This is a genomic window from Clavibacter lycopersici, assembly GCF_003576405.1.
GTDB lineage: Bacteria > Actinomycetota > Actinomycetes > Actinomycetales > Microbacteriaceae > Clavibacter > Clavibacter lycopersici.
The window spans coordinates 1-20,931 of the sequence record NZ_QWGT01000021.1; the positions used below are offsets into that span (position 1 = coordinate 1).

17 protein-coding genes and 2 riboswitches are annotated in these 20,931 nt (G+C 71.6%); of the genes, 10 read left to right on the top strand and 7 right to left on the bottom strand.

The features are described 5' to 3' along the window. A partial coding sequence (locus DZG00_RS02935) for a glycoside hydrolase family 43 protein (protein WP_147359911.1) occupies positions 1–2,683 on the top strand: 2,683 nt, incomplete at its 5' end. A 41-nt stretch (positions 2,684–2,724) separates the two neighbouring features. Here DZG00_RS02935 and DZG00_RS02940 read toward each other — a convergent pair. Further along, entirely contained in the window at positions 2,725–3,120 is a 396-nt protein-coding gene (locus tag DZG00_RS02940; protein WP_119382749.1) for a ChaB family protein, read from the bottom strand. Between the two features lie 97 nt (positions 3,121–3,217). After that, positions 3,218–3,625, bottom strand: coding sequence for a hypothetical protein (locus DZG00_RS02945; RefSeq protein ID WP_119382748.1), 408 nt, complete (start codon positions 3,623–3,625; stop codon positions 3,218–3,220). An 89-nt stretch (positions 3,626–3,714) separates the two neighbouring features. On the opposite strand from DZG00_RS02945, the gene DZG00_RS02950 reads away from it, so the two are divergent. Next, the gene (locus tag DZG00_RS02950; RefSeq protein ID WP_119455365.1) at positions 3,715–4,485 is read left to right on the top strand and encodes a copper resistance CopC family protein; all 771 of its coding nucleotides are present in this window, start codon (positions 3,715–3,717) and stop codon (positions 4,483–4,485) included. An 18-nt stretch (positions 4,486–4,503) separates the two neighbouring features. Here DZG00_RS02950 and DZG00_RS02955 read toward each other — a convergent pair whose 3' ends face one another. Continuing rightward, entirely contained in the window at positions 4,504–4,875 is a 372-nt protein-coding gene (locus DZG00_RS02955) for a BlaI/MecI/CopY family transcriptional regulator (protein WP_015490825.1), read from the bottom strand. 114 nt (positions 4,876–4,989) lie between these two features. Between DZG00_RS02955 and DZG00_RS02960 the strand changes: the two genes are divergently transcribed. The 4 genes from DZG00_RS02960 to gcvP all read left to right on the top strand — a co-directional run bounded on the left by DZG00_RS02960 (position 4,990) and on the right by gcvP (position 10,369). Then, complete coding sequence (locus DZG00_RS02960) at positions 4,990–5,445, top strand: SseB family protein (RefSeq protein ID WP_119381435.1); 456 nt, start codon at positions 4,990–4,992, stop codon at positions 5,443–5,445. Between the two features lie 144 nt (positions 5,446–5,589). Continuing rightward, positions 5,590–5,676, top strand: a riboswitch (glycine riboswitch). 1 nt (position 5,677) lies between these two features. Continuing rightward, positions 5,678–5,771: riboswitch (glycine riboswitch) on the top strand. A 43-nt stretch (positions 5,772–5,814) separates the two neighbouring features. After that, positions 5,815–7,029, top strand: a complete 1,215-nt coding sequence (gene gcvT / locus DZG00_RS02965; protein WP_119381434.1) for a glycine cleavage system aminomethyltransferase GcvT — start codon at positions 5,815–5,817, stop codon at positions 7,027–7,029. Further along, positions 7,026–7,397, top strand: coding sequence for a glycine cleavage system protein GcvH (gcvH, locus tag DZG00_RS02970; RefSeq protein ID WP_119381433.1), 372 nt, complete (start codon positions 7,026–7,028; stop codon positions 7,395–7,397). The genes gcvT and gcvH overlap by 4 nt, the downstream gene beginning before the upstream one ends. Further along, positions 7,394–10,369 (top strand): aminomethyl-transferring glycine dehydrogenase, encoded by a 2,976-nt coding sequence (gene gcvP / locus DZG00_RS02975; RefSeq protein WP_119381432.1) that lies wholly within the window; start codon positions 7,394–7,396, stop codon positions 10,367–10,369. Before gcvH ends, gcvP begins: the two co-directional genes overlap by 4 nt. 70 nt (positions 10,370–10,439) lie before the next feature. On the opposite strand, the gene DZG00_RS02980 is transcribed toward gcvP, so the two are convergent. From DZG00_RS02980 to DZG00_RS02990, 3 genes are all read right to left on the bottom strand, one after another. Continuing rightward, positions 10,440–12,038, bottom strand: a complete 1,599-nt coding sequence (locus DZG00_RS02980) for a monocarboxylic acid transporter (protein WP_119381436.1) — start codon at positions 12,036–12,038, stop codon at positions 10,440–10,442. A gap of 20 nt (positions 12,039–12,058) precedes the next feature. After that, on the bottom strand, positions 12,059–12,466 hold the full coding sequence (locus DZG00_RS02985; protein WP_119381431.1) for a DUF485 domain-containing protein: 408 nt from the start codon (positions 12,464–12,466) through the stop codon (positions 12,059–12,061). Positions 12,467–12,574: 108 nt separating this feature from the next. After that, positions 12,575–13,390 (bottom strand): CPBP family intramembrane glutamic endopeptidase, encoded by an 816-nt coding sequence (locus DZG00_RS02990; protein WP_119381430.1) that lies wholly within the window; start codon positions 13,388–13,390, stop codon positions 12,575–12,577. A gap of 289 nt (positions 13,391–13,679) precedes the next feature. Between DZG00_RS02990 and DZG00_RS02995 the strand changes: the two genes are divergently transcribed. From DZG00_RS02995 to DZG00_RS03005, 3 genes are all read left to right on the top strand, one after another. Further along, positions 13,680–15,521, top strand: coding sequence for an ABC transporter family substrate-binding protein (locus DZG00_RS02995; RefSeq protein ID WP_119381429.1), 1,842 nt, complete (start codon positions 13,680–13,682; stop codon positions 15,519–15,521). Positions 15,522–15,699: 178 nt separating this feature from the next. Beyond that, positions 15,700–17,226, top strand: a complete 1,527-nt coding sequence (locus tag DZG00_RS03000) for an ABC transporter permease (RefSeq protein ID WP_119381428.1) — start codon at positions 15,700–15,702, stop codon at positions 17,224–17,226. Between the two features lie 3 nt (positions 17,227–17,229). Next, the gene (locus DZG00_RS03005; protein WP_119455366.1) at positions 17,230–18,423 is read left to right on the top strand and encodes an ABC transporter permease; all 1,194 of its coding nucleotides are present in this window, start codon (positions 17,230–17,232) and stop codon (positions 18,421–18,423) included. A 53-nt stretch (positions 18,424–18,476) separates the two neighbouring features. Here DZG00_RS03005 and DZG00_RS03010 read toward each other — a convergent pair whose 3' ends face one another. Continuing rightward, complete coding sequence (locus tag DZG00_RS03010) at positions 18,477–19,082, bottom strand: PH domain-containing protein (protein WP_119383059.1); 606 nt, start codon at positions 19,080–19,082, stop codon at positions 18,477–18,479. A 71-nt stretch (positions 19,083–19,153) separates the two neighbouring features. Between DZG00_RS03010 and DZG00_RS03015 the strand changes: the two genes are divergently transcribed. Then, entirely contained in the window at positions 19,154–20,845 is a 1,692-nt protein-coding gene (locus tag DZG00_RS03015; RefSeq protein WP_119455367.1) for an ABC transporter ATP-binding protein, read from the top strand. Positions 20,846–20,931 lie beyond the last annotated feature (86 nt).

Sequence of the window (20,931 nt, forward strand, 5' to 3'; positions counted from 1 at the left end):
CGCCGCCGCCCGCGCGGCCGCTCTGAGCGCCGCGACCCCGCCGGCCCCCGCGGCCGTCGAGGACGCGACGTTCACGCCCGGCGAGGCCCGCCTCGACACGGCCGGGAAGGTGATCCAGGCCCACGGCGGCCAGATCGTCCCGTCCGTCGACGAGGCCGGCGACACGATCTACCACTGGTACGGCGAGGACCGCTCCAACGGCTACGCGTCCAGCCCCGGCGTGCACGTGTACTCGTCGCGTGACCTCGAGGCCTGGACCGACGAGGGCCTCGCCCTCCGTGCCATGTCGTCACCCGACCAGTTCGACGCCGACCCCTACTTCGCCGGCCTCTACGGCGAACTCGACGCCGACGAGCGCGCCGCCGTCTACGAGGACCTCGGCACGGTGCCCGCCGCAGGATCCACGCGGCCCGCCGCGATCCTCGAGCGCCCGAAGGTCGTCCACAACGAGGCGACCGGCCAGTGGGTGATGTGGATCCACACCGACGGCCCCACCGCCGCGAGCGACGCGCAGTACGCCAAGGCCACCGCAGGCGTCGCCGTCGCCGACTCGCCCACCGGCCCGTTCCGCTACATCCAGGACCACCGCCTGCACGAGGCGCCGCCCGGGGAGCCCGACTACCAGCCGCAGAGCAAGGGCATGGCGCGCGACATGAACCTCTTCGTCGACGACGACGGGACCGCGTACATCGTCTACTCGAGCGAGGAGAACTACTCCCTCTACATCTCGAAGCTCGACGCCGACTACACCGCGCTCGCCACGGGTCCGGCCGACGCCGTCAAGGGCGTCGACTTCACCCGCCCCTACATCGGCGCGCACCGCGAGGCGCCCGTGCTCTTCAAGTCGCACGGCACCTACTACCTGATCACCTCGGGCGCGACCGGCTGGAACCCCAACCCGGCGTCCTACGCGACCGCGACCGACATCCTCGGCACCTGGACCGACCGCGGCAATCCCGCGCAGGGCGACGGCGCCGGCACGACCTTCGGCTCCCAGAGCACGTCGGTGATCCCGATCGACCCGGCGAACGGCCGCTTCGTCTACATGGGCGACCGATGGACCCCGGACGACCTCGCGAACGCGCCCTACGTCTGGCTGCCGCTGAGCTTCGGCGAGGGCGGATCCATGACCCTCACCGACCCCGGCACCTGGAGCGTGTCGGACATCCCGGCGTACGCGCCGTGGGAGGTCACGACCGCGATCCCCGCGACCGTGCGCACCGACGACGCCTCCGCGCTGCCGACCGAGGTCGAGGTGGCCAGCGGCGGCACGACCACGACCACGGGGATCACCTGGGACGCCGCGGCGCTCGCCGGCGCCGGCCCCGTGCAGCTCCGCGGCACCCTCGACGACGGCCGCTCGCTCGTCCGCCGCGTCGTCGTCGTCCCGCAGGACCTCGAGTACGCGGTCGACGCGGGCGGCTGGGCCACGGCCGACTGGAAGGCGGTGGTCGCCGCGTCCGCCGCCGACGGCCCGCTCCTCGGCTCGGTCCCGGAGCAGCCGCTCGGCGCGGATCCCGCGACGGGCGCCACCTGGGGCTGGACCGGATCCAGCGACGTGAAGGGCGACGCCACCGGCGACCTCTACTCGACGCTGCGCTGGGCGAAGTCCGGCGCGACGCTGACGTACTCCTTCGGCGGGCTCACGCCGGGCGAGCACCGCGTCGACCTCGGGTTCTCGGACCCGTGGACCACGGCCAGCCGCGCCGCGCGCATCACGCTGAACGGGCAGGTCGTCGAGACGGCCCGGCCGTTCGGCGCCGACTCGTCGAGCGCGTACACCGCGACCGTCGGAGCGGACGGGGTGCTGGAGGTGGAGATCGCGAAGGCCGCGGGCCCGGACATCCAGGTCAGCTTCCTGATGGTCTCCGGCGGCCCGGCCGCGCTCGCCGCGCAGACGATCGCGTTCACCGCGCCGACCGGCGCGACCGCGGGCGGCGACGCGATCGCGCTGTCGGCCACCGCGACCTCGGGCCTGCCCGTGTCGTTCCAGGCGTCCGGCGCGTGCACGGTCACGGGGACGCGGCTCTCGCCGACCTCCGCGGGCGTCTGCACGATCACCGCCACGCAGGCCGGGGACGACGGGTTCGCGCCCGCCGAGTCGGTGACGCGCACCCTCCGCGTGCAGGCTGCCCTGCTCGACGACTTCGCGCGTCGCGGCTCCTCGGTGGGCGGATCCTGGACCGGCGACACCGCCGCCACCGCCTACCGGCTCGCGGCCGGCACGCTCCGCCCGTACCAGGGCGGCGCGCTGCTGCGGCCGGAGGTGCTCGGCGTCACGCAGGAGGCGTCCGTGACGCTCACCAAGGTGTCGCGCACGGCGCAGTCCGTCGGCCTCGTGCTCAAGGCGCAGTCGGCCCGCACGGTCGACCGCGGCGCGATCACCGTGACCTACGACGCACGCACGCAGGCGATCACGACGACCGCCATCGCCGCCGACGGCACCCGTACGGCCTACCCGGCGATCCCGGTGACGCTGCTCCCGGGCGACATGCTCACCGCGCGGTACACGGCGGACGACACCGTGGAGATCCAGCTCGGCGACGACCTCGTCGGGACGACGGGGCTCTCGGACGCCGACGCGGCGAGGTTCCATGACGCGACCGGGCGCATCGGCGTCTGGACGCAGGGCGCGCTCCTCACGGTGCTCGACGACGTGCGCGGCGGCACGACGATCGGCTGACCCGCCGGGGCGCCCGTCCTCGTGGGGACGGGCGCCCCGCCTCAGCTCTCCCGCTCGCGCGCCCTCCGGGTCTCGCGGTCGTTCGCCTTCCGGATCCCCTCGACCAGCTCGTCCTTCGTCATGCGGCTGCGGCCGGGCACGTCGAGGCGGCGCGCGACGTCCATCAGGTGCGCCTTCGACGCGTTCGCGTCCACGCCGCCTGCCGTGCCCGCCCCGCGCTCCTCGGCGCCCGCGTCCGACGGGCCCGTCTCGTCCTTCGGCTCCCAATGGTCGCCGACCTTCTCGAAGCCGTGCTTCAGCGCGGCGTACGCGGTGCGCTCGGCGCGCTCGCCGGATCCGTACTGCTCCTCGGCCGCCGCGTGCGCCGCCGACCATGTCGCCTGGGCGTGCTCGGGGGAGCGCCGGATGGTGCTCGGCATGTCGTCATCGGGGGCCACGGATCCTCCTCGTGCTCGGGACGGGCGCGTCCCGCCCGCCGTCCCTCCACCCTGCCCCTCTGGCGAGGTCCACGCCGACCCGGGAGCGGGCCCGCGGTCAGGGCACGTACTCCTGCGACCAGAAGTCCGCCTGCACGACCAGGAGCGACCCCTGCACCTCCGCCGTGAGCGAGATGGTGCGGGGATCCCAGAGCGTCCCGGGGATGCGCGCCTGCGGCATCGTCCCGAGCTCGGCCGAGAGCTCGTCAGGCGTCATGCCCTGGGGCGGGCGCACGGACAGGATCGTCCAGCATCCCCCCGAGGCGCAGTCGACGCTCTCGTCGACCACGGCGCTGCCCTCCGGGAGCGGGATCGACGAGGCCGCGGGAACGTCCCCCTCCGTCGCGAAGACGGCCAGCCCGGCCAGCCGCACGAGGGCCAGGAGCACGAGGACGGGGACGACCACCGCGAGCACGATGAGGATCCGTCGGCGGCGCCGGCGGCCGGGCTCTCGGATCTCCGTCATCCCTCGCGACCCTAGCGGGCGCCGCACCGCCCGGTCGCGATGCCCGCCTCGACCATCGCCGCGCGGTCCGCGCAGGGGATGATGGACCCATGGCGTCTCCGCTCCACCCCCGCACCCCGTCCCTCCTCCGTCGCGCCGCGCTCGCCGCGGGAGCCGCCGCGCTCGTGCTGGGCGGCGCGCTCATCCCGGCGGGCGCCGCGACCGCGCACGACCGGCTCGTGGGATCCACCCCCGCCGCCGACGCCACCGTCACGGACGAGCCCGGCACCATCGCGCTCGACTTCAGCGAGGACCTCCTCTCGCTCGACGCCCAGAACTCCGGCTTCGCGATCCAGGTGGTCAACACCACCGACAGCTCCTTCCACGAGGACGGCTGCGTCACGGTCGACGGCTCCACCGCCACCAGCCGCATCGCGCTCGGCACGGCCGGCACCTACCAGGTGACCTGGCGCGCGGTCTCGAGCGACAGCCACCCCATCGACGGCACCTACTCCTTCACCTACGCGCCGGCTGGCGACACGACGGGCACCCCGGCGATCCTCGAGGCCCCGGCCTGCGGCGACGCCTGGGCGGGCAGCGCGGCCACCGCGACGCCCGAGCCCGAGGGCACCATGACCACGCAGGGCGCCGAGTCCGTCGCCCCCGCGCCCTCGTCGGACGCGCAGTCCGGCGAGTCCGTGCCGCTCGCGGAGACCGCGGAGAGCACGCCCGTGTGGGTGTTCGTGCTCATCGGCCTCGTGATCCTCGCGGCCGCCGCGCTCGTGGTGGTCGGCGTCGTGCGCCGGTCGACGCGTCGCTTCCCGGGCGAGGACGGCGAGAGCGTCGGCGGCCCGTACGACGGGTCCGACGATCCGCGCTAGCCGAGCGGGCGGATCCGGCTACGCCCGGTCGTCCCCGCCGAGCGCGCGACGCAGCGCCGTGAGGTCGTCGCCGTCGAGCGTGCCGGCGAAGCGCAGCAGCGCGGCCTCGCGGTCCTTCGTGGCCGCGAGCGCGCCCGACATGAGCGACGCCGCGTGGTCGGTGCGCGAGCGGGCCGGCGCGAAGGTGAGCGCGCGCGCCTCGTCCGAGCGGGTGACGAGGCCCTTCTGGCCGAGCCGGTCCAGCACCGTGAGCACGGTCGTGAGCGCGGGACGCGGATCCGGGATGCGGGCGACGACGTCCTTGGCCGTGAGCGGCTCGTCGGCGTCCCACAGCGCGTCCATGATGGCGGCCTCGAGCTCGCCGCGGGGGCGCTGGCGTCCGATCGACACGGGCGTCTCCCCTCGGGACGGATGGCGGATGGAGGAGACGATCCTAACGCCGTCGGCCGCGAGGGAGGCCGCCGCGATCAGGCGCCGCCCCGCCGGATCGGGCACGATGGACCCATGACCGATTCACAGGACCGAGAGCCCACCCCCCTCGAGCAGGCCATCGCGCGCGGCCAGGCGGGCGAGTCCGACATGACCGCCGTCCTCACGGAGTTCATCAACACGACGGTCGTGGTGCCCACCGCCACGCCCCTCACTCCCGAGACCGACCAGCTGCAGCCCGTGCTCTTCGACCGCGAGGGCGTGCCCATGCTGGCCGCGTTCACGCACGAGGACCGCATCGACGAGAAGGTCACGAGCGTCGCCGACCACGTCGCCACGATCCCCGCCGCCGAGCTCGTGCAGGCGATCCCCGAGGGCACCGGCCTCGTCATCAACGTCGGCACCACGGACGGCTTCGAGATGATGCCCGAGGGCGTCGCGCAGCTCGCCGACGACGTGCGCCGCGTCATCGACCAGGACGAGGACGGCGCCCCGCAGGCACCGGCCGCGCCCTCGCCCGACGCGATCTGACCCTCCGGTCGACCCGACCACCCGGCGCCGTCGCATCCACCCGGATGCGGCGGCGTCGTCGCGTGCGGAGGGGGAGATCTGCCGGGGATCGTCACACGGCGGAAACGTCCCGCTCGATATGCTGGTCCACGAACACACGGCCGCGCACGCATCGCGGGAGAGCTCCTCCGGGAGCACCGAAGGAGCAAGCCTCCCCGCCAATCTCTCAGGTCCACGTACCGCGATGCACTGGCCACTCTGAAAAGCAGCCGTCCCGCACGGCTCGCCCACGGTGAAAGCACCGTCCTCGGACGGCGCGAAGCTCTCAGGCCCATGACAGAGGGGGAGTCCCGCATCCGGCGTCCGTGCCGGGGAAGACCGGAGGACTCCATGCCCGACGCACCCGACGACACCGACACCGACGCCGCGGCCCCGCCCCGCCGATCCCCGCTGCACGCCGTGCACGAGGCGGCCGGGGCCTCCTTCACCGACTTCGCGGGCTGGCTCATGCCGGTCCGCTACACGAGCGACCTCGCCGAGCACCGCGCCGTGCGCGAGGCCGCCGGCATCTTCGACATCTCGCACATGGCCGAGATCGCCGTCGAGGGGGAGGGCGCCGCCGCGTTCCTCGACTCCGTCCTCGCCGGGAAGCTCTCCGCCATCGCCGAGTGGCAGGCGAAGTACACGCTGCTGCTGGATCCCTCGGGCGGCATCGTCGACGACCTCATCGTCTACCGCACGGGCGAGGAGTCGTTCCTCGTCGTCGCCAACGCCGGCAACCACGACCCCGTGCTCGCCGTGCTCGCCGAGGCCGCGGAGGGCCTGGACGACGTGGAGGTCGACGACGCGAGCGACGACGTCGCGCTCATCGCCGTCCAGGGCCCGGTGTCCCGCGCGATCCTCGAGGCCACCGCGGGCCTCGACACCGAGACGCCCCTCGAGGCGCTCCGTTACTACCGAGCCACGGCCGCCCGCTTCGCCGGGCAGGACGTGCTCGTCGCCCGCACGGGCTACACGGGCGAGGACGGCTACGAGCTCTACGTCGCCACCGAGGACGCCGTCGCCCTGTGGGAGGCGCTCGTCGCCGCCGGCACGCCGCTCGGCCTCCTGAACACGGGTCTCGCCTGCCGCGACACGCTCCGCCTCGAGGCGGGCATGCCCCTCTACGGCCACGAGCTCGGCCTCCACACGCTGCCCGTGCAGGCCGGCCTCGGCAAGGTGGTCGCGCTCGGCAAGGAGGGCGACTTCCGCGGGCGCTCGGCGATCGAGAAGGGGCCGGATCCCGTCTCCCGCGTCCTCGTCGGCCTCGTCACCGAGGGCCGCCGCGCGCCCCGCGCCGACTACCCCGTGTACGCCGAGGAGGCCGCGGGCGACACCGCCGCCGCCCTCGAGGCCGTGATGGAGGCCACGGAGGGCGCCGTCCCGCCCGTCGGCATCGTCACGAGCGGCGCCCTGTCGCCCACGCTCGGCCACCCCGTCGCCATGGCGTACGTGGATCCCTCGCTCGCCGCCCCCGGCACGCGCCTCACCGTCGACGTCCGCGGCACGCGCGTGCCCGCCACCGTCGTGACCCTCCCCTTCTACTCGCGAAAGGCCCTCGCATGACCGATCAGACCAGCCTCCAGTACACCGCCGAGCACGAGTGGGTGCAGGTCGACGGCGATGTCGCGACCGTCGGCATCACCGCATACGCCGCCGACAAGCTCGGCGACGTCGTCTTCGTCGAGCTGCCCGCCGTGGGCGACGAGCTCGCCGGCGGCGAGGTCGTGGGCGAGATCGAGTCGACCAAGTCGGTCGGCGAGCTGTTCGCGCCCATCGACGGCACCGTGACCGAGGTCAACGACGACGTCGTGGCCTCGCCCGACCTCGTCAACAGCGACCCGTTCGGCGCCGGCTGGCTCGTGAAGGTGCGCTTCGAGTCCCTCCCGACGCTCCTCAGCCACGATGAGTACGTCGCGCTGGTGGGCGAGTGACCGCCGTCGACGCCGGCACGCGCCCGGCCACCCCGGCCCCCGCTGCCGCGCCCGACATCGCGGAGGAGTCCTCCGCCTTCGCGCCCGGTGCGTTCGGCGCCCGCCACATCGGCATCGACTCCGAGGCCCGCGCCACCATGCTCGCGCTCCTCGGCCACGACTCGATCCCGTCCCTCCTCGCGAAGGCCGTACCCGAGACGATCCAGGTCGACCGCTTCCGCACCGACGGCGACTCCGTGCTGCCCGAGGCCGCGACCGAGCGCGACGCCCTCGCCGAGCTCCGCCGCATCGCGAGCCGCAACCGCGTGCGCACGTCGATGATCGGCCTCGGCTACCACGACACGATCACGCCCGCCGTGATCACCCGCAACGTGCTCGAGAACCCGAGTTGGTACACGGCCTACACGCCGTACCAGCCGGAGATCTCGCAGGGGCGCCTCGAGGCGCTCATCAACTTCCAGACGATGGTGGCCGAGCTGTCCGGGCTCGCGACCGCGAACGCGTCCATGCTGGACGAGGCCACCGCCGTCGTCGAGGGCATGCTGCTCGCTCGCCGCGCCTCCAAGGCCAAGACGCCCGTCTTCCTCATCGACGCGGACGCCCTGCCGCAGACGCGGGCGCTGCTCGACAGCCGCGCCGCAGCGCTCGGCATCGAGCTGGTCGCGCACGACCTCGCCACGGTGGATCCCGCCGAGCTGCCCGACGCGTTCGGCGCCTTCATCCAGTACCCGGGCGCCTCCGGCCGCATCTGGGACCCGAGCGCCGTCATCGCGCGCGTGCACGAGTCGGGCGGCCTCGCGGTCGTCGCGGCCGACCTGCTCGCCCTCACCGTGATCACGTCGCCCGGCGAGCTGGGCGCGGACATCGCGGTCGGCACCTCGCAGCGCTTCGGCGTGCCCATGGGCTTCGGCGGACCGCACGCGGGCTACCTCGCCGTGCGCGCCGGCCTCGAGCGCCAGATGCCCGGCCGCCTCGTGGGCGTCAGCCAGGACGCGGCCGGCCACCCCGCCTACCGCCTCTCGCTGCAGACGCGCGAGCAGCACATCCGCCGCGAGAAGGCCACGAGCAACATCTGCACCGCGCAGGTGCTCCTCGCCGTCATGGCCTCGATGTACGCGGTCTACCACGGGCCGAAGGGCCTCCGCGTGATCGCGCGCCAGGCCAACCGGGGCGCCCGCCGCCTGGTCCGTTCGCTCGCGACCGTCGGCGTCGAGCCGATCCACGCGTCGTACTTCGACACCGTCCGCGTCTCCGTGCCCGGCCGCGCCGACGGGATCCTCGCCGCCGCGGCCGAGGGCGGCGTGAACCTGCTCCGCGTGGACGCCGACACCATCGGCTTCAGCGTCGACGAGGCCACGCGCCCCGAGGACCTCGCGGCCGTCGCGCGCGCCTTCGGCGCCGAGCTCGCGGACGACGAGGGCGCGAGCGGCGACCTGTCGTCGATCCCCGATGCGTCGATCCGCACGAGCGAGTACCTCACGCACGCCGTCTTCTCCACGCACCGCTCCGAGACCGGCATGATGCGCTACCTCAAGCGCCTCTCCGACAAGGACTACGCGCTCGACCGCGGCATGATCCCGCTCGGCTCCTGCACCATGAAGCTCAACGCGGCCACCGAGATGGAGGCCGTGACCTGGCCCGAGTTCCAGGCCATCCACCCGTTCGCGCCGGCCGACGACGTCGAGGGCTACCTCGAGCTCGTGCTCCAGCTGGAGACCTGGCTCGCCGACGTCACCGGCTACGACACCGTGAGCCTCCAGCCGAACGCGGGCAGCCAGGGCGAGCTCGCGGGCCTCCTCGCGATCCGCGGCTACCACCTCGCGAACGGCGACGACGCGCGCACGGTCTGCCTCATCCCGCAGAGCGCCCACGGCACGAACGCGGCCAGCGCCGTGCTCGCCGGCATGCGCGTCGTGGTCGTCGCGTGCGACGAGCTCGGCAACGTCGACCTCGACGACCTGCGCGCCAAGATCGCGGCCCACCGCGACGAGCTCGCGGGCCTCATGATCACGTACCCGTCGACCCACGGCGTGTACGAGCACGAGGTCGGCGCGATCTGCGAGGCCGTGCACGAGGCCGGCGGCCAGGTCTACGTCGACGGCGCGAACCTCAACGCGCTCCTCGGCTTCGCCCGCTTCGGCGACTTCGGCGGCGACGTCTCGCACCTCAACCTGCACAAGACGTTCTGCATCCCGCACGGCGGCGGCGGACCCGGCGTCGGCCCGGTCGCGGCGAAGGCGCACCTCGCGCCCTTCCTGCCCGGCCACCCGCAGGCGCAGCGCAACGTCCATGCGCTCGTGCAGGACGGCGTCGTCTCGACCATCGAGCACGGCGGCGCCCCGGTGTCGGCCGCGCCCTACGGATCCCCGAGCATCCTCCCCATCAGCTGGGCCTACGTCCGGATGATGGGCGCGGAGGGCCTGAAGCAGGCGACCGGTGCCGCGGTGCTGTCGGCGAACTACATCGCCGCGCGCCTCCGCGACCACTACCCCGTGCTCTACGCGGGCGAGGACGGCCTCGTCGCGCACGAGTGCATCCTCGACCTTCGTCCCCTCACGGCCGCGACCGGGATCACGGTGGACGACGTGGCCAAGCGCCTCGTCGACTACGGCTTCCACGCGCCCACCATGAGCTTCCCGGTCCCGGGCACGCTCATGGTCGAGCCGACCGAGAGCGAGGACCTCGCCGAGGTGGAGCGCTTCGTCGCCGCGATGATCGGCATCAAGCAGGAGGCCGACTCGGTCGCCGCGGGCGAGTGGCCGGCGGACGACAACCCGCTCCGGAACGCGCCGCACACGGCCGAGTCGGTCATCGCGGGGGAGTGGACGCACGCCTACACGCGCGAGCGCGCCGTCTACCCGGTGTCGACGCTCGTGCGCGACAAGTACTGGCCGCCCGTGCGCCGCATCGACCAGGCGTACGGCGACCGCAACCTGTTCTGCGCGTGCCCGCCGCCGGAGGCGTTCGCCTGATCCACGGCACAGCTGCATGACGCACGAGGGCGCCGGGACCATCGGGTCCCGGCGCCCTCGTCGTGTCCGCCTAGTGCTCGGTCGCCTTCTCCGCGCCGTGCCCGGTGAGCGACCGCACGTCCATCTCGGCCGCGACGAGCGGGTCCTCCTTGCGCGTCGACGTGACCGTCCCGATCCAGCCGAGCAGGAACCCGACCGGGATCGACACGATCCCGGGGTTGCTCAGCGGGAACCACGAGAAGTCGGCCCCCGGGATCATCGACGTCTCCGCGCCCGACACCACGGGCGAGAACGCGATCAGCACGAGCGCCGTCCCGAGCCCGCCGTACATGCTGAGCACCGCGCCCCGCGTGGAGAAGCGCCGCCAGTAGAGGGAGTACAGGATCGTCGGCAGGTTCGCGCTCGCCGCCACCGCGAACGCGAGCGCCACGAGGAACGCCACGTTCTGCCCGTTCGCCCCGATGCCGGCGATGATCGACACGATCCCGATCACGACGACCGTGATCCGCGCGACCCGCACCTCGCCGTTCGCCGAGACCTGCCCCTTCTTGATGACGCTGCCGTACACGTCGTGGGCGAAGGACGCCGCCGCCGTGATGGTGAGCCCGGCGACCACCGCCAGGATGGTCGCGAAGGCGACCGCCGCGATGATCCCGAGCAGGATCGGCCCGCCGAGCTCGAGCGCCAGCAGGGGCGCCGCGGAGTTGACGCCGCCGGGGGCCGCGAGGATCCGCTCGCTCCCGAGCAGCGCGCCCGCGCCGTAGCCGAGCACCAGGGTGAAGAGGTAGAAGACGCCGATGAGCCAGATCGCCCAGACGACGCTGCGACGCGCCTCCTTCGCGGTCGGTACCGTGTAGAAGCGCATGAGCACGTGGGGGAGTCCCGCCGTCCCGAGCACCAGCGCGAGCGCGAGCGACAGGAAGTCGAGCTTCGTGATCCCCGTGGCCCCGTACTGGTTGCCGGGCTCGAGCACGGGCTTGTCGGCCACCGCCGCAGCCGCGCCGAGGAGCTCCGAGACGTTGAACCCGTGGATGGCGAGCACCCACACGGTCATCACGGCCGCGCCCGCGATCAGCAGGCACGCCTTGATGATCTGCACCCAGGTGGTGCCCTTCATCCCGCCGACGAGCACGTAGACGATCATGAGCGCGCCCACGACGGCGATCACGAGCGACTGCCCGAGCCGGTCGTCGATCCCGAGCAGCAGCGAGACGAGCCCGCCCGCGCCCGCCATCTGCGCGAGGAGGTAGAAGAAGCAGACCGCGAGCGTGGTGGTCGCGGCGGCCAGCCGGACGGGCCGCTGCTTCAGCCGGAAGCTCAGCACGTCGGCCATCGTGAACTTGCCGGTGTTCCTCATCAGCTCGGCCACCAGCAGCAGCGCCACCAGCCACGCGACCAGGAACCCGATCGAGTACAGGAACCCGTCGTACCCGTTGATCGCGATGGCGCCCACGATCCCGAGGAACGACGCGGCCGAGAGGTAGTCGCCCGCGATCGCGGTGCCGTTCTGCGGCCCGGTGAAGGAGCGGCCGGCCGCGTAGTAGTCGGCCGCGGTCGAGTTGTTGCGGCTCGCGCGGAAGACGATCACGAGCGTGATGACCACGAACGCCCCGAAGATCGAGATGTTGAGGACCGGGTCACCCGTGTCGGTCGTGGGCGTCGTCGCCATGACGGCGACGGTCGCGGCGGTCACCGCCGGCCGCCCTTCCGGCGCTTCGGCGGCGTGGATCCGCGCGGCCCGTCGACGGCGACGCGCTCGCGCTCCTCCAGGTCGGCGCGGATCTCCGCGGCGATCGGGTCGAAGCGCGAGTTCGCCCGGCTCACGTACCAGGTCGTGATGGCGAAGGTCGTCACGAACTGCCCGAGCCCGAGCAGGATGCCGAGGTTCACGTTCCCGATGACGGGGGTGGACATGAACTCGTGCGCGTAGTCGGACAGCAGCACGAACGCGAAGTACCAGACGAGGAACGCGACGGCGAGCGGGAAGACGAAGCTGCGGTGCTCGCGCTTCAGCTCCCGGAACCTGGCCGAGTCCTCGACCTCCAGGTAGTCGATGGCCGGCCGGGGGTCCCCGGACGGATGAGCGGCGTCGCCCATGTGATCTCCTCGAGATACGGCCGCACCTCGTCGTGCGGCGTTCCCAGGTTAGGCACAGGTGCGGCTGATGCGCCAGGGCCACGCCCCCGGTCCGTGCGCGAACACCCGTCAGCCGAACAGTCCGGGCAGCAGCGCGAGCGCCACCGGATAGCCCACGAAGCTCACGACGTCGAGGATGAGGTGCGCCACCACGAGCGGCGCCGTCCGGCCGAAGCGCACGTAGCACCAGCCGAACACGACCCCCATCGCCACGTTGCCGAGGAAGGGTCCGTAGCCCTGGTAGAGGTGGTAGCTCCCGCGCAGCACGGCCGCCGCGAGGATGACGCTCCACATCCCGATCCGCCCGCGCCCCCACCCGAGCTCCCGCAGCCGGGTGAAGAGGTAGCCGACCACGATCACCTCCTCCTGCAGGGCGGCGCGGAGCGCCACGAGCACGAGGACCGGCACCGTCCACCAGTACGAGTCGAGCGCGGTCGGCACCACGTCCACGGTGATCCCGAGCGCGCGACCGGCGAGGTACAGACCGAGCCCTGGCACCCCGATGAGCGCCGCGAGGCCGAACCCCGCGGCCGCGTCCCGCCCCGGACGCGCGAGGTCGAGGCCGATCCGCCGGAACGCGCTGCGCCCCGGCTGCCACAGCAGGAAGAGCACGAGGGCCACGGGCACGAGCGCCGTCGCGACGTCGAGCAGCTGGTACAGCAGGTCGAACACCTGCCGGTCGTTCAGGCTCCGGTTGATGGTGGCGCTCTGCGAGCCGAGGGCCTCCGGCCGCGTCGAGAGGTCGACGATCCGGAGCACCGAGTACACGGCGCTCGCCCCGAGCGACAACCCGAGCACGATCGCGATCTCCCACCGCAGCCGTGTCCGGAGCGCGCGCCGCAGCGGTGGTCGGGGAGCGCGGGGGGTCGCGGTGGCGTCGGGCACGGGCCGATCCTAGGCGCGCGGTGCCGCCCGCCCGCTCGGAGGCCGGACGTGGCCGGTGAGGCCTCTGACGACGCGATCCGTCGCCGCGGGCGGTGGGAACACGCGATCCCGACGGTCGAGACGCACGGATCCGGACCGCGACGCGCGGATCCGCGCGTCCGAGTTACCGGTATGTAACGTTTGGGCCCAGTTTTTGCAAAGACTCCCAGCCGTACCTAGGGTCATTCTTATCTGCGCGGTCGACCGCACGCACGGTGGGTCCGCGCCATTCCCATGCACAGGAGGAACCTTGAAAATCAGACGCCTTGTGGTGGCTGGTGCTGCAATTGTCTCCGGTGCCCTCGTCCTCAGCGGTTGCTCTGCACCCGCCCAGGAGTCCGAGGTCATCGACGGCACTGAGATCACCGTGGCCTGGAACGACCCGTTCCTCGAGTACAACAACCTGTCCGCGACCGGCAACGCGACGGCCAACGCCAACATCGTCTACCTGACGAACCGGTCCTTCAACTACTACGACGACGGCCCGTCGCTCGTCAAGGACACCGACTTCGGCACCTACGAGAAGGTCTCCGACGACCCGCTCGTGGTGAAGTTCACGATCAACGAGGGCGTCAAGTGGAACGACGGCACCCCCGTCGACGCCGCGGACATGCTCCTCAACTGGGCCGCGAACACCACGAACGTCAACACGGCGAGCAGCGACGACGTCACGACGAACGAGGACGGCACGGTCTCCACCGGCGACGACCAGGTCTTCTTCAACTCGGGCGCCGTCGCGGACACGCGTCTTGGCCTCGTCACCGAGACGCCCGAGATCGGCGACGACGGACGCAGCCTGACGTACACGTACGACAAGCCGTACGTCGACTGGGAGGTCGCGACCGGCAACGGCGTCGGCGTCTCCGCACACGGCACCACGCAGCTCGCGTTCCCCGACGAGGACCTCTCGGCCGAGGACGCGAAGAAGAAGCTCATCACGGCGATCCAGGACAAGGACGCCAGCGTCCTCGCCCCGGTCTCCAAGATCTGGAACGACGGCTACCGGTACTCGGACATGCCGACCGAGCCCCAGAAGGTGCTCGCGGACGGCCAGTACGTCATCTCGGACCTCAAGGCCGACCAGTACATCACCCTGACCGCGAACCCCGAGTACACCGGCAGCAAGAAGCCGAAGTACGAGAAGATCACGGTCCGCTTCATCGCGGACCCGCAGGCGCAGATCCAGGCCCTCTCCAACGGCGAGGTCCAGATCGCGTCCGGTCAGCCCACGGCCGACCTCCTCCAGCAGGTCCAGGGACTCAGCGGCATCGAGTACAAGGGCCAGGCAGAGGGCACGTACGAGCACGTCGACCTCCAGGTCACCAACGGCGGCCCGTTCGACCCCGCGCAGTACGGCGGCGACGCCGAGAAGGCGAAGCTCGTCCGCCAGGCGTTCTTCAAGACGCTGCCGCGCGAGGAGATCCTCGACAAGCTGATCAAGCCCCTCCAGGAGGACGCGGAGCTCCGCAACTCCAACGTCTTCGTGCCCGGCACGCCGAACTACGAGGCCTCGGTCGAGGAGAACGGCTACAAGGACCAGGCTGTCGACCTCGAGGGCGCCAAGGCGCTGCTCGCCCAGGCCGGTGTCACGGGCACGATCGACGCCCGCGTCATCTACGGCCAGGGCAACACGCGCCGCCAGCAGGAGTTCGAGCTCATGCGCCAGTCGGCCGCCCAGGCCGGCTTCAACCTCATCGACGTGAACAGCGCGACGTGGGGCGCCGACCTCTCCAGCAAGCCCGACTCGTACGACATCGCCCTCTTCGGATGGCAGTCCACGAGCCTCGCGGTCGGCGAGTCCGGCCCGAACTACCAGACCGGTGGCATCAACAACTACTTCGGCTGGTCGAACCCCGAGATCGACTCGCTGTTCATGCAGCTGGACACGGAGACCGACACGGACAAGCAGCGCGATCTGCTCATCCAGGCCGAGACCCTCATCCAGCAGCAGGGCTGGACCACCCCGATCTTCCAGTTCCCCGGCCTCACCGCCTGGAGTGACACGGTCTCGGGCGTCAAGCCGGCGTTCCTGTCGCCGACCTACTTCTGGAACTTCTGGGAGTGGGCCCCGGCGGACAACGCTGCCGAGTAGCACGGAAGCAGTGAGCGCCGTCCCCTGAACGGGAGGGTGCGAGGGTGCCGAGGCCTCCTGGCCTCGGCACCCTCTCCATGTCCGTTGCCGATTCGTGATCCGCGGATCCGGCCGCGTATGCTCTCGTCGGGTCGGGTCACGAGCCCTGGCCGAACACAGAAAGGGACGTCGTCGCCCTGTGCTTACCTTCGTCTTGAGACGCCTCGTCGCGTCGTTCTTCGTCCTCCTGGGCGCCAGCTTCATCATCTACAACCTGGCCGCCAACTCGGGTGATCCCCTCGGGGATCTGCGGGAGAGCCCGTCGCCGAACCGCGACGCTCTCATCGCCGCCCGGGTCGACCTGCTCGACCTCGACGTCCCGTCGCCGCTGCGCTACTTCCTCTGGCTCGGCGGCGTGTTCAAGGTCTTCATCGGCCAGATCGACCTCGGCCGGGCCATCGACGGCCGCGAGGTCAACGACCTCATCGCCAACGCGGCCGGCCAGACGATCCAGCTGGTGACGATCGCCACGATCATCGCCGTGCTCATCGGCGTCTCGATCGGCATGACGACCGCGCTCCGCCAGTACAGCGGCTACGACTACACGGTCACCTTCGCGTCGTTCCTCTTCTTCTCCCTGCCGATCTTCTTCGTCGCCGTGCTGCTCAAGCAGTACGTGGCCATCGGCTTCAACGACTTCCTCGTGAACCCCTCGATACCGCCGGTCCTGATCGTGGTCCTGTCGCTCGTGTCGGGCTTCGTGTGGATGAGCATCATCGGCGGCGACCCGAAGCCGCGCCTCATCGTGTTCGGTTCCGCCACCCTCATCACCGCCGTCGTGCTCGTGTACCTGGTGGCCACGGACTGGTTCTCGCGGCCCGGTCTCGGCATCGTGCTCATCGGAGCCCTCGGGGCCCTGATCGCGGTGCTCATCACTTCGCTGTCGACGGGGCTGCGCAACCGCCGGGCGTTCTACTCGGCGCTCGCGATGGCGGTCCTCGGTGCGGCCCTGTGGTACCCGCTGCAGTACCTGCTCACCGTCTCCGCCCCCTGGTGGATCACGATCGTCCTCATCGTCGCCTTCGTCCTCGTCGGCGTGGTCCTCGGGTACGTCGTCGGTCAGAACGACAAGCCGATCGTCGCCCGCGGCGCCGGCATCACCGGCGGCCTCGTCGCGCTGCTGATCATCGTCGACCGCGTCATGCAGGTGTGGCCCGACTACGTGACCAACACGCGCGGTCGCCCCATCGCCACCGTCGGCGCCGTCACACCCGGCCTCAACGGCTCGATCTGGCAGGGCATGCTCGACAGCTACACGCACCTCCTGCTGCCGACCATCGCGATCCTCCTCATCTCCGTCGCGAGCTACTCCCGCTACTCGCGGGCGAGCCTCCTCGAGGTGATGAACCAGGACTACGTGCGCACCGCGCGGGCCAAGGGCCTCACCGAGCGCACCGTGATCATGCGCCACGCGTTCCGCAACGCGATGATCCCCGTCGCCACCGTCATCGCGTTCGACGTGGGCGGGCTCATCGGCGGCGCCGTGATCACGGAGACGATCTTCGCCTGGAAGGGCATGGGCTCGGTATTCCAGGACGCTCTCACCAAGACCGACCTCAACCCGCTGATGGGATTCATCCTGATCACCAGCATCCTGACCGTCATCTTCAACATGCTGGCCGACATCCTGTACTCGGTCCTCGATCCTCGAATCCGGGTGAGCTGACACATGACCAATTCGCTGATGGGGAACCCCAACGACCCCCACAACGACCCGCACCTCCCCGAGGGCGGCGCCAACTCCGAGCTGACGATCGAGCAGCGGGAGGTCGAGGGCCTGAGCCAGGGCACCGTCGTCCGCCGCCGGTTCCTCCGCCACAAGGGCGCGATGACCGCGCTCGTGGTGCTCCTGCTGATGGCGATCCTCGTGTACTCGTCCGTGGGCATCCAGTTCTTCGGCCTCCGCATCCCGGGTTGGTGGATGTGGGGCTACGAGGACGCGTCGCCCATCGTCAACGGCGGCAACCCCACGTGGGTGCTGCCCTTCCAGTTCGGCGCGCACCCCTTCGGCCAGGACGAGATCGGTCGCGACATCTTCGCCCGCGTCATGCGCGGCACGCAGCAGTCGATCGTCGTGATGGTGCTCTACGGCATCATCGCCGCGTTCCTCGGCATCGTGATCGGCGCCCTCTCCGGCTTCTTCCGCGGCCGCATCGACTCGCTGCTCATGCGCTTCACCGACCTCATCATCGTGATCCCCGTGATCGTCATCGCGGCCGTCCTCGGTCGCACCTTCGGCGGCCTCGGTGCGGTGGTCCTCGGCATCGTCCTGGGGCTCATCGGCTGGCCGTCGCTCGCACGCCTCGTGCGCGGCGAGTTCCTCAGCCTCCGCGAGCGCGAGTTCGTCGACGCGGCCCGGGTCGCGGGAGCGTCCAACAGCCGCATCGTGTTCCGGCATATCCTGCCGAACGCCATCGGCGTGGTCATCGTCTCCACCACGCTGCTGATGAGCGCGGCGATCCTGCTCGAGGCGGCGCTGTCGTTCCTCGGGTTCGGCATCGTGAAGCCCGACGTCTCGCTCGGCCAGATCATCAACGAGTACCAGGGCGCCTTCGCGACCCGGCCGTGGCTGTTCTGGTTCCCGGGCCTGTTCATCATCATCATCGCGCTGTCGATCAACTTCATCGGCGACGGTCTGCGGGACGCGTTCGACCCGCGCCAGCGGCGCATGCCGGGCGGACAGGGCCCCTACAAGCAGATGTTCGCGATGCTCACCGGCCGCACCCGCCGCGACCAGGGCCCGAAGGTCGGCTCAGGCGCCGAGGGCGTGCGCGTGCCGCCGCCCGTCGGATCCGCACGACCGGACGCCCAGGCCGACGGCCCCGCCGACGGCCAGGCGCCCGACAGCACGGACGGCCGATGACGACCACCGCGACGCGCCGGCCGCTCAGCCGGATGCGCGCGGTCGGTCCCGCGTCAGAGCAGGCCGGTCACGACCGTCGCGACGACGAGCACCGCGAGCACGGCGATCTCCGCCCAGTGCGTGCGGACGCGCCGCGCCTCCTCCTCGACCGGGCCGCCCAGGTGGCCCGCCTCGCGGAGGTCGGCGAGGCGCAGGCGGATCACCGTCGCCGCGTCGCCGGAGTCGGTGCGCGGCAGGTCGCCGCGGCGCGCGTCCTGCATCATGGCGCTGAGGTACGGCTGGTTCCGCTCCTCCTTCGTGGTGATGTAGGCGTTCGAGTGCCGACCGGGCGCCGGAGCGGCCCAGGCCGTGACGCGCTCGTGCGCGGTCGTGATGTTCAGGGCCCACTTGGTGTCGACCTCGCGGATCGCGGGCCACGAGATGTCGTGCGTGCGGAAGACGTTGCGGATCTGCACGCCCTCGGCCGCGATGCGCACCCACGGGTGCCAGAAGACGAGCCACGACGCGTAGGCCAGCATCACCGGGGCCCACACCGCCGTCGGCAGGAGGTCGGCCCGACCTCCGACCACGGTGCTCACGAGCACCAGGGCCGCGATCGCCGAGACGATCACGGTCAGCAGGCGTCCGAACGACGGGCGGATGACGACGGGCTGGTCCATGGCCTCATCGTCCCACGGCCCGCGTGGACGCCCCTCGAGACCCCCACTTCCAGCAGCCAGGAGGCCGCAGCATGAGCGCTCACGCGAACGGGGCGGACCCGATCGTCCCCATCCTCGAGGTCTCCGGCCTCGGCGTCGACTTCTGGGTCGGCGACGAGTGGATCCCCGCGGCCGTCGACCTCGACTACACGGTCAACCCGGGCGAGGTGCTCGCGATCGTCGGCGAGTCCGGCTCCGGGAAGTCCGTCAGCTCGATGTCGCTGCTGGGCCTCCTGCCCAAGAACGGCCGGGTCCAGGGGAGCGCGAAGCTCAAGGGCGTCGAGATGGTCGGCGCCGACCAGGCCACCCTCCGGAAGGCGCGCGGCAACGACATCGCCGTGATCTTCCAGGAGCCCATGACGGCGCTCAACCCCGTGTACACGGTGGGCTTCCAGATCGTGGAGGCCCTGCGGGTGCACAACTCGATCATCCCGTCGGTCGCGAAGGTGCGCGCGCTCGAGCTGCTGAAGCTCGTCGAGATGCCCGACCCCGAGAAGGCGTTCGACTCCTACCCCCACCAGCTGTCCGGCGGCCAGCGCCAGCGCGCGATGATCGCCCAGTCCCTCTCGTGCGACCCCGACATGCTCATCGCGGACGAGCCCACCACGGCGCTCGACGTGACGATCCAGGCCGAGATCCTCGACCTGCTGCGCCGACTCCACCAGCGACTCAACAGCGCGATCGTGATCATCACGCATGACATGGGCGTGGTGGCCGACCTCGCGACCAACGTCATCGTGATGAAGAGCGGCCGCATCGTCGAGCGCGGCTCGGTGCGCGAGATCTTCCAGTCGCCGAAGGACCCGTACACGAAGCAGCTGCTCGCCTCGGTGCCGCACCTCGGCACGGGGGAGGCCTCGCAGGTCGAGGTCGCCGCGCGCACCACGGAGCCCGCCATCTCGCTGAAGGACGTCGACATCGACTACCCGAAGCTCGGCCGCGTGCCGGCGTTCCGGGCCGTCACGGGCGCGTCATTCGACATCCACCCCGGCGAGGTCGTCGGCGTCGTGGGCGAGTCGGGATCCGGGAAGACGACCATCGCGCGCGCCGCGGTGGGCCTCCTGCCCGTCGCGGGCGGCGAGCTCATCGTCGCGGGCCGTCGCATGACCGGCATCTCGCAGAAGGACCTCCGGGCCGTGCGCCGCGAGATCGGCATCGTGTTCCAGGACCCGGGCTCCTCGCTCAACCCGCGCTGGCCCATCGGCCAGAGCATCGGCGAGCCGCTCGAGCTCTCCGGGCAGTTCTCGAAGAAGCAGCAGAGCGATCGCGTCGAGGAGCTCCTCGAGCAGGTCGAGCTGCCGCGCAGCTTCCGCAACCGCTACCCGAACGAGCTGTCCGGCGGCCAGCGCCAGCGCGTCGGCATCGCCCGCGCGCTCGCGCTCCGGCCCAAGGTGCTCGTCGCCGACGAGCCCACCTCGGCGCTCGACGTGTCGGTGCAGGCGCGCGTGCTCGCGCTGCTGCAGGAGATCCAGAAGGAGCTCCAGTTCGCGTGCCTGTTCGTCAGCCACGACCTCGCGGTGGTCGACCTCCTCGCCGACCGCATCGTCGTGATGAACCACGGGAAGATCGTGGAGCAGGGACCGACCGAGTCGATCCTGCGGAACCCGCAGCACCCGTACACGCAGAAGCTCATCGCCGCGGTGCCGCTGCCGGATCCCGACCAGCAGCAGGAGCGCCGCCAGCTCCGCGAGGCCCTGCGGGACCAGCAGCCGCCCGCGGCCTGACCCGCGCCCGCGGAACCCGGCCCGCCGTCCGTCGCACCCCCTCGCGGGGGCGCGCGGGCGGCGGGCCTCGTCGTGGCGCTCGCGTA